Raw genomic sequence first — 14156 nt, 5'->3', positions numbered from 1 at the left:
CCTCTGGTTACGGCACCACGGCCGTGAGGTCGAGGCTCTGCATCATCGCGGCCGCATCCACCGCGCGGCGGAAGTCGGCGAGCGCGAAGGTCGCGACGTTGATCTTGCGCAGGTCCAGCAGGCCTTCGGCGGCGAGGCCGGCGAGCTGGCCTGGTGCCGTGCGGTCGTACATGAATTGCCCGACCACCTCCCAGTCATTCGCCAGCATCTCGCGAAACGAGAGCTCGAGCGGCACCTCGGCGCTGCCCATCAGCACCATCCGGCCGCCACGCCTGAGCGCGCGCAGAGAGGACAGTGTGGTCGACGTGCTCTTGGCGGCGCCGAGCAAATCGAGCGCGACATCGGCGCTGCCGCCGGCGGCGCGGCGGATGACCGCAAGGTCGGCTGCGGCATCGCCGCTGACGACGGCGGGAATGACGCGCGGGCCGAACGCATCGCGCAATTGCTCGAGCGCGGCCGCTTTGCGTCCGACCGCAACGACGCGGCCCGCGCCCATCGCGACCGCGAGCATCACACCGCCCGAACCGAAATAGCCGGTCGCGCCGTTGATGATGATGGTCTGGCCGCCGCGCAGGCCGGAGCGCTGCAATCCGCCGAACGGCACAATCAGTTTTGCGAGCCCGATCAATTCGGTGGCCGGCTTGTCGTCGAGATTGGCAAGCGGCGTGACGCAGGCGGCCGGCCAGTGCGCGATCTCCGCGAACACACCGTCGCGCCAGCGCGTCTGCAAGGCGAGCGCTTCCGGCGTCGTCACCGTCGCGGTAAGGCCGATCAGGATCTGCGGCGGATCGCGATCCGGCACGTCGCCGCGCAGATGCGGGCTGAGGAACACGCGGTCGCCGTTCCGCACATGGGTGACGTTGTCGCCCGCGGCGACGACGCGTGCGATCGCATTGGTGCCCGGCACGAACGGCATCGGCGGCAGGCTGTAGGGCAGCGCGCCCGACAAAAGCTTGTTGGTATAGGACAGCACCATGCCGGCCTCGATCCGCACCACGACGCCATCGGGCGCGGGCTTCGGCGTCGCGACATCCTCGAAGCGCAGATCATTGTGGGCGTGCAGCCGCCAGGCCTTGTGCGTGCTTGTCATTATCATCCTCCGTGGCACCATTGCTTAGGTAGCCCGGATGGAGCGAAGCGCAATCCGCTCCAACCTCCCCTTGAAAAGGGGAGGTCGCTTTGCTCGCAAGAGCAAAGCGGGTGGGGATCAGCTCTGTCCGCTTGCATCGCCCGCGGCTGGACCCCCATCCCGACCTTCCCCCTTTCAGGGGGAAGGAGAAGTGAGGACATGTAGCCCGGATGGAGCGCAGCGAAATCCGGGAGCGGGCTATCCGCGGTGAGAGCGGTCCCGGATTTCGCTGCGCTTCATCCGGGCTACGGAATTCGGCAAATAACTATGCGTCACGCCGCCTTCGGATTCTCGGCGAGATGCCGCGCGAGCGCCACTGCCAGCGGACAGATCGCCAGCGCTGTGAGCGCGGTCGCCGCCGTCGCGAGCGTCGGACCGAGCGCGTCGCCAAGCAGGCCGTAGAGCACCGGCGCGATCGCGCCCGATCCGATCGTGCCGGTATAGAACAGCGCGAAGGCGCGCTCGGTCTGGTGCGCGGGGGTGAGCTCGGGCACGGTGCCGTAAAGCACCGATGACGTGCCGTTGAGCATCACGCCGAGCAGCGGCAGCAGCACGATCGCCGGTGCGAGCGGCAGCGCCAGCACCGCGACGATCAGCGCCGCCGTGCCACCTTCGGTGATCAGCACGGTGCGCAGCGTGCCGACCCGCTCGCCGAGCCAGCCGCAGGTGAATTTTCCCGCGGCGCCGCCGATGAAGACCAGCGCCAGCGCAAGGCCGTTGGTCGGCAGCGAGGCGCCCTTGTCGCGCAACAGGAACGGCAGGAAGGTGAGAAAGCCCATTCTGACCGCGGTGTCGAGAATTCCGATCGCGAGCAGCCAGTGAAAGCCGCGGCCTGTGCTGGCGCCGCGCGATGCTGATGTCGCCTTGTGCTCGGCGCCCTTGCCGACCGACGGCATCCAGAGCGCGATGCAGACCGCGACGAGTAAGCCTGCGAAAGCGAGCACGAGCAGCGTGTGCCGCCACGACATGATCACCAGCAGGATCGAGGTCAGGGCCGGGATCGCCGCCTTGCCGAGATCGCCGGAGAAATTGTAGATGCCGAGCGGCGCGCGCGCCGCCGTGCCATAGGCACGCGACACCGCTGATGAAGCGATCGGATGCTGCGTGCTCGACCCCGCGCCGGAGAGCGCGAGCGCGAGGCCGAGACCAATGACACCGCCGGAGAATCCGGCAAACGCGTAGCCGAGCGCCGACAGCGCCGTGCCCGCGATCAGGATGGCCTTGCCGTCGATCCGCTCCGCGATGCGTCCGACCGGGATCTGCAGTCCGGCCATGGCGCCGGCATAGAGCCCGCGCAGCAGCGCCAGCAGGCCGTAGCTCAGCGCGAATTCGGCCTGCCAGACCGGCAGCAGCACGTAGATGACGTCGGTGTAGCCGTCGTGGAGGGCGTGGTTGAGCCCGGTCACGGTCAGGGTGCGGGTTGACCGGGCACGGTCGGGCCGCGTCGCGCCGGTTTCAGCCGATACACTCATTGCCGCCCTCCAGTGCAAGAAAATCTAAAGTTGGGACGGGCGAGCATCAGGAGTGGACCTCAAAAAAAGAAAGCTATGTAAGTGGCTTGCGTGGCAGTATGCGCCGCCAAGGCTGTTGTCACAAATCAGTAATAATCGGATCATACGTTAGAAAATCTTGTCTTGAGGGATCATGTTCATCCCACGTCGCAGCCTGCCACCGCTCAATGCGGTCCGCGCCTTCGAGGCCGCCGCGCGGCTCGGCAGCTTCAAGGAGGCCGCCGCCGAGCTCAGTGTGACCCATGGCGCGGTCAGTCAGCAGATCCGCCTGCTCGAGGAATGGCTGGGCGCACCGTCGTTGTTTCGGCGATCGGTGCGGCGCGTGGTGCTGACGCCGGCAGGCGCGGCATTGCTAGCGGAGTTCGCGCCCGCGCTTGACCGGATTTCGGCCGCCGTGCAGCAGCATCGCGAGCGGCGCGGCGATGCAGCGGTCGCGGTGCTGCGCGTCAATGCGCTCGCGACCTTCAGCCTGCGCTGGCTGCTGCCGCGGATGAGCCGGTTTCGCGCCGAGCATCCCGATATCGAGGTGCGCCTGAGCACGTCGAACGATCCGGTGGACGCGCTGCCTGAATCATTCGACGTCGTGATCCGCGGTGGCCCCGACACCTTCCACGGCTTCTCGTCGCGCTTCCTGGTGTCGGAGCGGAGATTGCCGGTGTGCAGTCCGTCGCTATCAGCGCAGCTGCCGCTCAATGAGATCGCGGATCTCTCCAGGCACACGCTGCTGCATGTCACGTCGATGCCGCGGCTGTGGCGCGACTGGCTCACCGAGGCCGGGCAATCCGCGCTGGAGCCGGCGGCCGCGCTGACCTTCGATCATTTCTATCTGACGATCCAGGCCGCGCTCGATGGGCTTGGCGTTGCGATGGGACCGACCGCGCTGATCGCGGACGATCTCGCGGCCGGGCGCCTGGTGACGCCGTTTCCGGACGTCAGCCTGCCGGCGCGGAGCTACTTCGCGTATTTTCCGGCGGGCCGCAGCAACGATCCGCACAGCGCGGTGTTCTGCGACTGGCTCGAGCAGCAGGGCCGGATGACAGGCTGAAAGTTATTCTTGATCAGGTGGCCGACGGATCGTCACCGTCGATCTCCTTGGGCAGGTCGATCACCACGCGGCCGCCGTCGAGATCGACGGTCGGCACCACGGCATTGGTGAACGGCAGCAGCATCGTCGCTCCCTGCGGCGGGGCGATCTCGATGATGTCGCCGGCGCCGAAATTATGGATCGCGATCACCTTGCCGAGCGGCTGCTCCGTCGTCGTCACCGCGGCGAGCCCGATCAAATCGGTGTGGTAGTATTCGCCGTCGTCGGTGTCCGGCAGCCGGTCGCGCGGAACGTAGAGCTCGAGGCCGTTGAGCCGTTCGGCATCATCGCGGCTGGCGACGCCCTTCAGCGTCACCACCAGATGGTCCTTGGCCTCGCGCGCATGCGTGACCTCGAACTGACGCGTGCCGTCCTTGGTCATCAGCGGGCCGTAGTCCTTCACGGCCAGCGGATCTTCGGTGAAGGTCCAAAGCCTGATGGCGCCGCGCACGCCATGCGCAGCGCCGATACGGGCGACACAGACGAGGGACGGCATCAGCGGGCCTTATCCTTCGAGACGCGGCGAAGACGCCGCTCCTCAGGATGAGGTGAGAGACCCTCATGCTGAGGAGCACGGCGAATGCCGTGCGTCTCGAAGCACGAGGCCGAGGTCATCGTCTTGGTACCTTAAGCCTTGGCGGCGGCTTCGGCCTGCGCCTTGCGCTCCTTGCGCGGCACAGCCTTCTCGGGGTTGTTGCGCGCGGTGCGCTTGACGACGCCGGCGGCGTCGAGGAAGCGGGTCACGCGATCCGACGGCTGCGCGCCCTTGGCGAGCCAGGCCTTCACCTTGTCCATGTCGAGCTTCAGGCGCGACTCGTTGTCCTTCGGCAGCAGCGGGTTGAAGTGGCCGAGACGCTCGATGAAGCGGCCATCGCGCGGGAAGCGCGAGTCGGCGACGACGACGTGATAGACCGGACGCTTCTTGGTGCCTGCGCGAGCGAGGCGGATAACAACGGACATTCAGTTCTCCTTCAGTGTTGGTTCAAAGTCTGTGTTGGTCAGTTACGCCGTCATTGCGAGGAGCGAAGCGACGAAGCAATCCATGTCTCCGCGCGCGGTGAGATGGATTGCTTCGCTGCGCCTCGCAATGACGAAAGAGGGTCATTTCTTCTTGCCCGGGAAGCCGCCGAGGCCCGGCAGCGTCGGCTTGCCGGAAAGGCCAGTCAGGCCCGGCACGTTCGGCAGGCCGCCGCGCAGGCCGGCCGGCAAATCCTTCGGCAGATTGGGCAGACCGCCGCCGGCGCCGCCTTGCATCTTTTCAGCGAGCGCCTTCATCTCCTCGGCCGAGGGCGGCTTCATGCCGCCGCCGAAGCCCATCGCCTGCGCGATGCCGGCGAGCGGGCCGCGCTTGCCGCTTCCCATGGCCTTCATCATGTCGGCCATGTTCCGATGCATCTTCAAGAGCTTGTTGACGTGCTCGACGCTCTGGCCGGCACCCGCCGCGATGCGCTTCTTGCGGCTCGCCTTCAGGATGTCCGGGTTCTTGCGCTCCTGCCGCGTCATCGAATCGATGATCGCGACCTGGCGCTTCAGGATCTTGTCGTCGATGCCGGCCGCCGCGATCTGGTTCTTCATCTTGGAGATGCCGGGCATCATGCCCATCAGGCCGCCGATGCCGCCCATATTGGCCATCTGCTGCAGCTGTTCGCGCATGTCGTTGAGGTCGAACTGACCCTTGCGCATCCGCTCCGCGGTGCGCGCGGCCTTCTCGGCGTCGATATTGGCGGCGGCCTTCTCGACCAGCGAGACCACGTCGCCCATGCCGAGGATGCGGCCGGCGATGCGGCTCGGATGGAAGTCTTCCAGCGCGTCGGTCTTTTCGCCGGTGCCGATCAGCTTGATCGGCTTGCCGGTGACGGCGCGCATCGACAGCGCCGCGCCGCCGCGGCCGTCACCGTCGACGCGCGTCAGCACGATGCCGGTGAGGCCGACGCGCTCATCGAACGAGCGCGCGAGGTTGACCGCGTCCTGGCCGGTGAGGCTATCCGCGACCAGCAACACTTCATGCGGGTTGGCGGCGGCTTTGATGTCGGCCGCCTCCTTCATCATGTCTTCGTCGAGCGTGGTGCGGCCGGCGGTGTCGAGCAGCACGACGTCGTAGCCGCCGAGCTTGCCTGCTTCGAGCGCGCGCTTCGCGATCTGCGGCGGCATCTGGCCGGCGACGATCGGCAGCGTCGGAATGTCGAGGTCGCGGCCGAGCACCGCGAGCTGCTCCATCGCCGCCGGGCGGTAGACGTCGAGCGAGGCCATCAGCACCTTGCGCTTGTCGCGCTGGACCATGCGGCGCGCGAGCTTCGCGGTGGTGGTGGTCTTACCGGAGCCTTGCAGGCCGACCATCATGATCGGCACCGGCGGCACGGAGTTGATGTCGATGGTCTGGCCGTCGGAGCCGAGCGTGGCGACGAGTTCGTCATGGACGATCTTCACCACCATCTGGCCCGGCGTCACCGACTTGACGACGGTGGCGCCGATCGCCTGCTCGCGGACCCGGTCGATGAAACTGCGGACCACCTCGAGCGCGACGTCGGCCTCGAGCAGCGCGCGGCGCACCTCGCGCATCGCGGCATCGACGTCCTTTTCGGTCAGCGCACCGCGCCCCGTCAGACGATCGAGAATGCCACCAAGCCGTTCCGACAGATTGTCGAACAATGCCGTTGTCCTTCGTTGCGCCCGTAAGCGCGGTCACCCGTTTCTCGTCATACCCCGCGAAAGCGGGGTATCCAGTACGCCGCGGCCTCCCGGTTCAATCCGAGGTGCCTCTGGGATACTGGATCACCCGCTTTCGCGGGTGATGACCAGATAGTTTGCCTCGGCACCGTGCCAAGACGATGGTCCAAACACTTTCGCGCCCGAGGGCGCATCGCGCTGTCGGGCGTTGACCTCTGGCCTCTAGGACCAGTCGGCGGGTCGAAAAGACGGAGCTTTCCGAGAAAGTGGCCGCGTTAAACGCCGCCGGGGCGGCAAAGTCAAGGAAAGTTTCGCTGAAATCCGCTCAGCCTGGACAGTAAGGTCCTGAAATCACGTCGATTTGCCGCCTTGGTTCCGAATTCACCGCTGCCACCCATATAACCGGAGCCTGCCTCCTATTCCGGAACCCGCGTGCTGATCACCCGCCGCCGCCTTCTTGCAACCTTGACCGGAGCCGCCGCGGCGATCGGCGTGCCCTCGATCTGGATGACCTACATGAAAACCTACGACGGCCCCGTCTCCGATCATTTCGACGGCCTGCACTTCTTCGATCCGGACGGCTCGCCGCCGAAATCGCTTGGTGAGGTGCTGCGCTGGCAGTTCGGGGGCGGCCGGCAGCGCGCGATCTGGCCGGAATGGGCGCCAAGCCCCCATGCCGATACGCCGCCGCCCCGCGTCGAGGGCGACAAGGTGCGGCTCTGTTTCGTCGGTCATGCCAGCTGGCTGATCCAGGCCGCGGGCCTCAACATCCTGTTCGATCCGGTCTGGTCGATGCGTGCCTCACCGTTCAGCTTCGCCGGGCCGAAGCGGCACAACGATCCCGGCATCGCATTCGAGAAACTCCCCAGGATTGATGTCGTGCTGGTGTCGCACGGTCATTACGACCATCTCGACGTCGCGACGCTGTCGAAACTTGCTGGTGCATTTGGTCCGCGGGTGATCACGCCGCTCGGCAACGACGTCACGATGCGCGAATCCGATGCCGCGATCAAAGCCGAGGCGTTCGACTGGCATCAGCGCGTCGAGCTCGCCAATGGCCTTGCCGCGACACTGGTTCCGACGCGGCACTGGTCCGCGCGCGGGCTGTTCGATCGCAACAAGGCGCTGTGGGCGAGTTTTGTTTTGGAGACGCCGGCCGGCAAGCTCTACATCGTCGGCGATTCCGGCTACGGCGACGGGGGGCATTTCCGCCGGGTGGCCGAGGCGCATGGCCCGCTCAGGCTCGCGATCCTGCCGATCGGCGCCTATGAGCCGCGCTGGTTCATGCGCGACCAGCACATGAACCCGGAGGATGCGGTGAAGGCGCTGGCCGATTGCGGCGCGGCGCAAGCGCTGGCGCATCACCACGGCACATTCCAGTTGACCGACGAGGCAATCGACGCGCCCGCGATCGCGCTTGGCGAAGCGCTCGACGCAGCCAAGGTCCCGCGCGAAAAGTTTCTGACGTTGAAGCCCGGGCAGGTGTTCGAGATTTAGAAGGTGTCGTCCCGGGCAAGCGAAGCGCGACCCGGGACCCATAACCACAAATGCAAAATGTTGCGCGATGCTGTGGCCCCAGCTTGCCTCTACAATTCGAAACGGTGGTTATGGGTCCCTGCTTTCGCAGGGACGACAGCGGGATTTATTGTTTCTCCTTGATCGCCCAGGAGACGCTCACATTGACCGTCAGCGTTTCCTCGCCCTGCGCCACCGGCGTCGGCGCGGCGAAGCCGGCCGTGGCCATCTTGGGACGGAACACCGGTACCGGCGCCGAGCCGACCTCCGCGATATTCACGGGCGCGCCGAGCGTGACGCCGGCGGCCTTGGCGTAGATCTCGGCCTTGCGGCGGGCGTCGGCGATCGCCTTCTCGCGGGCGTCGTCGAGCAGCTTCGAGGCCTGCGACACCGAGAAATTGAGCCCGCCGATATCGTTGGCGCCGGCGCCGACCAGCACGTCGATGACGCTGGCGACCTTGCTCACATCGTGCAGCCTGATCGTGACGCGATTGCTCGCGTGGTAACCGACGATGCTGGGCGGGGCGTTCGGCGACGACGGTGTGCGGCTCGCGAATTGCGGCTGCAGCGACAGCCGCGAGGTCTGAAAGTCTTTCTCTGCGATCCCGGCGCCCTTCAGCGCGGCCAGCACCTTGCCCATCGTCACATTGTTGGCTTCGGCGGCTTCGCGTGCGGTCTTGGCGTCGGTGGTGACGCCGGCGTCGAGCTGCGCCTGGTCGGGCGGCGCCGACACGGTCGCCTCGCCGGTGACCGAAATCGCCGGCGGAAAGTCGTCATTGGCCAGTACGGGCGCAGCCAGCAGCGTGGTCGCGATCAGGGTAGCGGCGAGGGGGAGGCCGAAGGGGAGGCCAAGGGGGAGGCCAAAGGGGAGGCGATGGGTCATCTGGCTCACTTCAGGGGTACGTAGACGTTGATCACAAGCTTGTCCTCCGCGGTCTTCAGCGGATCGGTGATGTATTCCTCGATAAAGGTGTCCTTGGCTTCGAGCTTCTTGTCGTCGAGGTGATTGGTGATCGCCTCATAGGTGTTGTCCATGTTGTCGTAGGAACCGCGGTGGACGAACTTCAGCGCCTTGCCATCAGGCGAATTGCCCATGCTCATGTTCTTGCCGAGGTTCTTGACGTCCTGATCGACCGGGATCTCGGCGATGAAGGTGAAGCCGGTGTCGTCGGTCGAGGTGTAGACGATCATCGGATTGCCCGCTGCCTTGACGCCGTCCTTGTCGAGCAGCGCGGTGAGCTGCTTGAACGCCTCGATCAGGGCGTCGAAGGCGGAATCCCAATTGGCCGTGCCTTTCAGCATCACGACCTTCTTCGGCTCCAGCGTGAACGGCTCGCCGAAGGGATCGGCGGTCTGCACCGGGGCGGCCGGCGCCGGCGCTGGGGTCTGCGCTGCGGCCGGGCTGTCGGCCGGCGACTTGGTCTCGGCCGGCGGGGGCACCGGCGTCGCCGATGGTGCAGGCGCCGGGGTTGGGCTCGGGCTCGCCGCGGGAGCGGGTGAGGCTGACGGCGACTGGGCGGGGGCCGGGCTTGCCAGTGCGATCGCGGCCAAGGGCAGCAGCGCGACCAGGGCCGCGCGGAGCGTGTTGATACGGTTCATTGGTTATTCTCCATCCCCTGCCTCAAACGGCCGCTCGATTTGTCCCGGCGCGCGGTCCGCGAGGTGCGATATTCCTAACACGCAAGTTCTGCATTCGTCCCATGACAGATGTGTCATGGGGCTATTCAGGCTGGCTAACGGGCCATCACTCGCCATATAACCGGGCAGAATTTGGGAAAATCGATGAGCGCGCTCGCCAATCACGCATTCGCCAAGATGAACGGCATCGGCAACGAGATCGTCGTCGTCGACCTGCGCGATTCAGAGGCACAAGGTCTGGCACAAGGTCGGGCACAGGTCTCGGCGGCGGAGGCGCGCGCCGTGGCTTCGCCGGCGGGCGGCGTGCCCTACGACCAGCTGATGGTGCTGCAGCCGCCGCGGCTCGACGGCACCGAAGCGTTCATCTCGATCTACAACAATGACGGCTCGGAGGCAGGGGCCTGCGGCAACGGCATGCGCTGCGTGGTGCGGCGGGTCTTCGAGAAGACCGGCCAGACATCAGCGACGTTCCAGACCCGCGCCGGCCTGCTCAATTGCTGGCGGGGGCCGGCGCCCGATCTCTACACCGTCGACATGGGCGCGCCGAAGTTCGGCTGGCAGGACATTCCGCTGGCTGAGGAATTTCGCGACACCCGCTACATCGAGCTGCAGGTCGGGCCGATCGACAATCCGGTGTTGCATTCGCCCTCGGTGGTCTCGATGGGCAATCCGCATGGGATCTTCTGGGTCGATGACGTCAATGCCTACGACCTCGAGCGTTTCGGGCCGCTGCTGGAAAACCATCCGATCTTTCCGGAGCGCGCCAACATCACGCTCGCCCATATCGTCGATCGCGACCACATCACGATCCGCACCTGGGAGCGCGGCGCCGGCCTCACCAAAGCATGCGGCTCGGCGGCCTGCGCGACGGCGGTTGCGGCGGCGCGGCTGAAGCGTGCCAATCGCAGCGTCGAGATCACGCTGCCCGGCGGCAAGCTCGGCATCGAGTGGCGCGAGCGCGACGATCACGTGCTGATGACCGGCACCGCCGATTTCGAATATGAGGGCCGCTTCGATCCGGCGCTGTTCGCCAGCGTCGCTTGATCGGGCGTGAGATCGGTTATGGGCGTCGATGTCGTCACCTTTGGCTGCCGCCTCAATTCATTTGAATCCGAGGTGATCCGCCGCGAGGCGGAGCAGGCGGGTCTTACTGATGCGATCGTCATCAACAGTTGCGCCGTCACCAACGAGGCGGTGGCGCAGGCGCGGCAGTCGATCCGCAAGTTGAAACGCGAACGCCCGCATGCGCGCATCGTCGTCACCGGCTGTGCGGCGCAGACGCAAAGCCAGATGTTCGCCGAGATGGCCGAGGTCGACCGCGTCATCGGCAATGACGAGAAGATGCGCGGCGACGCGTGGCGCGCGACACGCGACGCGTTCGAGGCGCCGTTCGGCATCGACGCGAGCGAAAAGGTCGCGGTCGCCGACATCATGTCGGTGACCGAGATGGCGCCGCATCTGCTCGACGGCTTCGAGCGCGGCCTGCCGCGGGTGTTCGTTCAGGTGCAGAACGGCTGCGATCATCGCTGCACCTTCTGCATCATCCCCTACGGCCGCGGCAATTCGCGCTCGGTGCCGATGGGTGCGGTGGTCGATCAGGTCCGCGCGCTGGTCGAGCGCGGCCATGCCGAGATCGTGCTGACCGGCGTCGATCTCACGAGCTATGGCGCCGACCTGCCCGGCGCGCCGAAACTCGGCCAGTTGACCCGGCAGATCCTGCGCCATGTGCACGAGCTGAAGCGGCTGCGCATCTCGTCGATCGATTCGATCGAGGCGGATCGCGACCTGCTCGATGTCATTGCCGACGATGCGCGGCTGATGCCGCATCTGCATCTGTCGTTGCAGTCCGGTGATGACATGATCCTGAAGCGGATGAAGCGCCGGCATTTACGCCAGGACGCGATCGATTTCTGCGCGCAGGTCCGCCGGCTGCGGCCGGACATCGCTCTCGGCGCCGACATCATCGCGGGCTTCCCGACCGAGACCGAGGAGATGTTCGCGCGCTCGCTCGACCTGGTCGAGGAATGCGATCTCACCTTCCTGCACGTGTTTCCCTATTCGCGGCGTCCGGGCACGCCGGCCGCGCGGATGCCGCAGGTCGAGGGCGGCGCGATCAAGGAGCGCGCCAGGCGGCTGCGCACGGCAGGCGAAGGCGCGCTGCTGCGCCGGCTTGATGCAGAAGTCGGCGCGACGCGCGAGGTGCTGATCGAAAGCGGCACGCAGGGCCGCACCGAGCACTTCCTGCCGGTCGCAATCAACGATGATGTGCCCGGCGCGGTGCGGCGGCTGACAGTGACCGGTCGCGATGGCACGCGCCTCGTTGCACAGGACCGCTGAGACGCTCATCCCGCTCCATCTCCGTCAGCCTTGCAAGTCAGGACGCGCTGGATCGGACAGATCATGTCGCGAGAGCGCGCAGTTATGACTCGGTAGGTATTGACTCAGTAGGTATGACTCACCGGCCGCGCTATATATTCACTGTCGTCCCGGCCCCCCGTGCGCAATTGCGCACTAGGCCGGGACGACGGTGGAGTGTGCGGAGAAAGTCGCGCGACGAATCGGTGTCGCTGGAATGCTGGATCACCCGCATGCGCGGGTGGTGGCACCGAATACATTGCTTGACCGGTCAAATCGGAATCGTCGCGCGAGATCATCAACGACTGCGATGGCCGGGCTTTGCCGGCTGTGACGCGCGGACCTGCCAGAACCGCAGCAGGCGGTCGGCGTTGGCGTGCGTCAATCGCGTGAACTGGCTCCTGGCGTTGGCGAGCTCGACCGGCCCCATCGATCCGGTCGAATAGCGGCATTCCATCACCGCGGCCGTTGTCTCCCAGCTGAGCCCCGCGACCCGGCAGGGCACCAGCAGACCTTCGCTGCGGAGGCTTTGCATCAGGGGACGGATCACCTCGATGCTTGCATGCGCAAGGTCGGCCAGCGCAACGATCGTTTCTTCATACATCCGCTGTCTGGCGAGGCCGAGCAGGGCGGCCTCGTTGAGATCGCCGGCGTCCTTCAGCTTTGCGATGTGACGCCTGGCCGCGGCGAAGTCGCGAACCCGGGCCATGTCGCGCTCGACGCCGGCGGCGACCGCGGCGATCGCATTGCGGATTTCCTCGAACAGATGTGCCGGCGCGCGTTCCAGCAAACGGGCGCGAACCTCTCCCGTTGCGTCGTGCAGCAGCTGAAGACGGAGCTCCGAGGGCAGATCGGCGCGGATCCCGGTCTGCACCGCAAGCACCGGATCGTGCTCGGCCTGTGCGAGGATGACGGCAAACCCGCCCGGCGATACTTTGGCGCCGGGATTGCTGACCAGGCGGTGGCTCACGCTCGCGAAGCGACGCGCCAGAAGCGCGTCCGTGACGACCTCCTTCAGCCACCAGCGGCCGGCGACGGCGAGCAGATGCTGCTCGCTCTTGGTCCGTGCGATCTCGACCAGGTCGTCCGCGCTGAGCCGCGACGATTCCTGCAGGATCGGCCGCGCGATCCTGATCTCGTCATTGCTGGCGAGACGACGAATGATCGCGGGCGGTGCCTGGGCGACCGGTGCAAGCTGCTCGCTGATGTCGGTGAGCGCCATCCGGGCGCTGATGTCGGCGAGCGCGCGCAGCTCGATGGTCTTCACCAGACGCTCGAGCACGTTGTCGAACAGCTCGATCTGTTCGCTGTTGAACTTGCCGGCGGATGCGAGGAAAAGGCTGGTGACGCGCCTTGCCGTGGCCAGGCATTTATCGGCGGAGCCGGCGCGTATCGCAGCCTCGACCTCGTCGACAATTGCCTGCCCATCATTCAGCATTGCTCGTCCTGAGCCGTCGCGGCGCGCTTTTTCTAAGCCGCCTGCAGGACTATCCGATCGACCTGAATGTTCCGTAAAGGATAATTCTCCGTAAAATCACGGAGGCTACTGCCCGTTCCAGCCGCAGGCCTTGAGTCGCTCCCGCATGTGTTCGGGCGCCGGCGCGACCACATGCACCGGGTCCTTGTTCCTGGAGATCGGGATGCCGATCTCGCGGGAATGCAGATGCAAGGTCGGTTCGCCGAAGCGCGGACCGTTGCCATAGATATTGTCGCCGACGATCGGCCAGCCCATCGCCGCCGAATGCACCCGCAGCTGATGGGTGCGGCCGGTGACCGGCTCCATCGCGAGCCAGGTGAGGCCGTCGCCACGCCCCAGCACCTTCCAGTTGGTGATCGCCTTCTGGCCATCCGGGTCCGGCTTCTGCCACCAGCCGCGCTCGGCGTTGAGCCGGCCGAGCGGCATGTCGATGGTGCCTTCGTCCTCGGCGGGGCCGCCCTCGACCACGGTCCAATAGGTCTTCGAGATCTTGCTGTGCTTGAACAACAGCCCGAGCGAGGCGGTTGCCTTGCGGTGGCGTCCCAGGACGAGGCAGCCGGACGTGTCCTTGTCAAGCCGATGCGCCAGCACCGGCGGCCGCGGCAGGCCGAACCGCAACGCGTCGAACGAGGCCTCCAGATTGGGCCCGCCCTTCGGGCCGCGATGCACCGGCAGGCCGGCCGGCTTGTCGATCACCAGCATCAGCCCGTCGCGGTGGAGCACGCGGCCCAGGATTTCTTCCGCGGTTAATTGGGGAACATCGATCAATTCGTCGAGACT

The 14156-nt window shown here is 66.2% G+C and carries 13 protein-coding genes; 4 read left to right on the top strand and 9 right to left on the bottom strand.

The features are described 5' to 3' along the window. Positions 1 to 7 precede the first annotated feature (7 nt). Positions 8 to 1090, bottom strand: coding sequence for a zinc-binding alcohol dehydrogenase family protein (locus QJT82_RS15070; RefSeq protein WP_028340842.1), 1083 nt, complete (start codon positions 1088 to 1090; stop codon positions 8 to 10). 311 nt (positions 1091 to 1401) lie between these two features. Beyond that, positions 1402 to 2601, bottom strand: coding sequence for an MFS transporter (locus tag QJT82_RS15065; protein WP_028340841.1), 1200 nt, complete (start codon positions 2599 to 2601; stop codon positions 1402 to 1404). A gap of 172 nt (positions 2602 to 2773) precedes the next feature. Between QJT82_RS15065 and gcvA the strand changes: the two genes are divergently transcribed. Continuing rightward, on the top strand, positions 2774 to 3685 hold the full coding sequence (gcvA, locus tag QJT82_RS15060; protein ID WP_028340840.1) for a transcriptional regulator GcvA: 912 nt from the start codon (positions 2774 to 2776) through the stop codon (positions 3683 to 3685). 13 nt (positions 3686 to 3698) lie between these two features. On the opposite strand, the gene rimM is transcribed toward gcvA, so the two are convergent. The 3 genes from rimM to ffh all read right to left on the bottom strand — a co-directional run bounded on the left by rimM (position 3699) and on the right by ffh (position 6373). Beyond that, the gene (rimM, locus tag QJT82_RS15055) at positions 3699 to 4220 is read right to left on the bottom strand and encodes a ribosome maturation factor RimM (protein WP_028340839.1); all 522 of its coding nucleotides are present in this window, start codon (positions 4218 to 4220) and stop codon (positions 3699 to 3701) included. A 131-nt stretch (positions 4221 to 4351) separates the two neighbouring features. Beyond that, the gene (gene rpsP, locus QJT82_RS15050; RefSeq protein WP_028340838.1) at positions 4352 to 4684 is read right to left on the bottom strand and encodes a 30S ribosomal protein S16; all 333 of its coding nucleotides are present in this window, start codon (positions 4682 to 4684) and stop codon (positions 4352 to 4354) included. 141 nt (positions 4685 to 4825) lie between these two features. After that, positions 4826 to 6373, bottom strand: a complete 1548-nt coding sequence (gene ffh, locus QJT82_RS15045) for a signal recognition particle protein (protein ID WP_028340837.1) — start codon at positions 6371 to 6373, stop codon at positions 4826 to 4828. Between the two features lie 450 nt (positions 6374 to 6823). Here ffh and QJT82_RS15040 point away from each other — a divergent pair, with 450 nt between their 5' ends. Next, complete coding sequence (locus QJT82_RS15040) at positions 6824 to 7888, top strand: MBL fold metallo-hydrolase (protein ID WP_028340836.1); 1065 nt, start codon at positions 6824 to 6826, stop codon at positions 7886 to 7888. A 145-nt stretch (positions 7889 to 8033) separates the two neighbouring features. Here the strand turns inward: QJT82_RS15040 and QJT82_RS15035 are convergent, their stop codons facing one another. Together QJT82_RS15035 and QJT82_RS15030 are read right to left on the bottom strand one after the other, a co-directional pair. Then, positions 8034 to 8789, bottom strand: a complete 756-nt coding sequence (locus QJT82_RS15035) for an SIMPL domain-containing protein (RefSeq protein WP_028340835.1) — start codon at positions 8787 to 8789, stop codon at positions 8034 to 8036. Positions 8790 to 8794: 5 nt separating this feature from the next. Further along, entirely contained in the window at positions 8795 to 9505 is a 711-nt protein-coding gene (locus tag QJT82_RS15030) for a GyrI-like domain-containing protein (protein WP_028340834.1), read from the bottom strand. A gap of 183 nt (positions 9506 to 9688) precedes the next feature. Between QJT82_RS15030 and dapF the strand changes: the two genes are divergently transcribed. Both dapF and mtaB read left to right on the top strand, forming a co-directional pair. Then, a complete protein-coding gene (dapF, locus tag QJT82_RS15025; protein ID WP_028340833.1) occupies positions 9689 to 10588 on the top strand; it encodes a diaminopimelate epimerase in 900 nt (299 codons plus the stop codon). Between the two features lie 18 nt (positions 10589 to 10606). Then, entirely contained in the window at positions 10607 to 11881 is a 1275-nt protein-coding gene (gene mtaB, locus QJT82_RS15020) for a tRNA (N(6)-L-threonylcarbamoyladenosine(37)-C(2))-methylthiotransferase MtaB (protein ID WP_028340832.1), read from the top strand. A 316-nt stretch (positions 11882 to 12197) separates the two neighbouring features. On the opposite strand, the gene QJT82_RS15015 is transcribed toward mtaB, so the two are convergent. Continuing rightward, the gene (locus QJT82_RS15015; protein ID WP_028340831.1) at positions 12198 to 13337 is read right to left on the bottom strand and encodes a DUF2336 domain-containing protein; all 1140 of its coding nucleotides are present in this window, start codon (positions 13335 to 13337) and stop codon (positions 12198 to 12200) included. A gap of 105 nt (positions 13338 to 13442) precedes the next feature. Beyond that, positions 13443 to 14144 (bottom strand): RNA pseudouridine synthase, encoded by a 702-nt coding sequence (locus tag QJT82_RS15010; RefSeq protein ID WP_026192094.1) that lies wholly within the window; start codon positions 14142 to 14144, stop codon positions 13443 to 13445. Between the last annotated feature and the right edge of the window lie 12 nt (positions 14145 to 14156).

Source organism: Bradyrhizobium sp. Mp19, from assembly GCF_029952935.1.
GTDB classification, from domain to species: Bacteria; Pseudomonadota; Alphaproteobacteria; order Rhizobiales; family Xanthobacteraceae; genus Bradyrhizobium; species Bradyrhizobium elkanii.
Note: the sequence above shows the minus strand (reverse complement) of the source record. Positions and strands in the feature narration are given on the sequence as shown.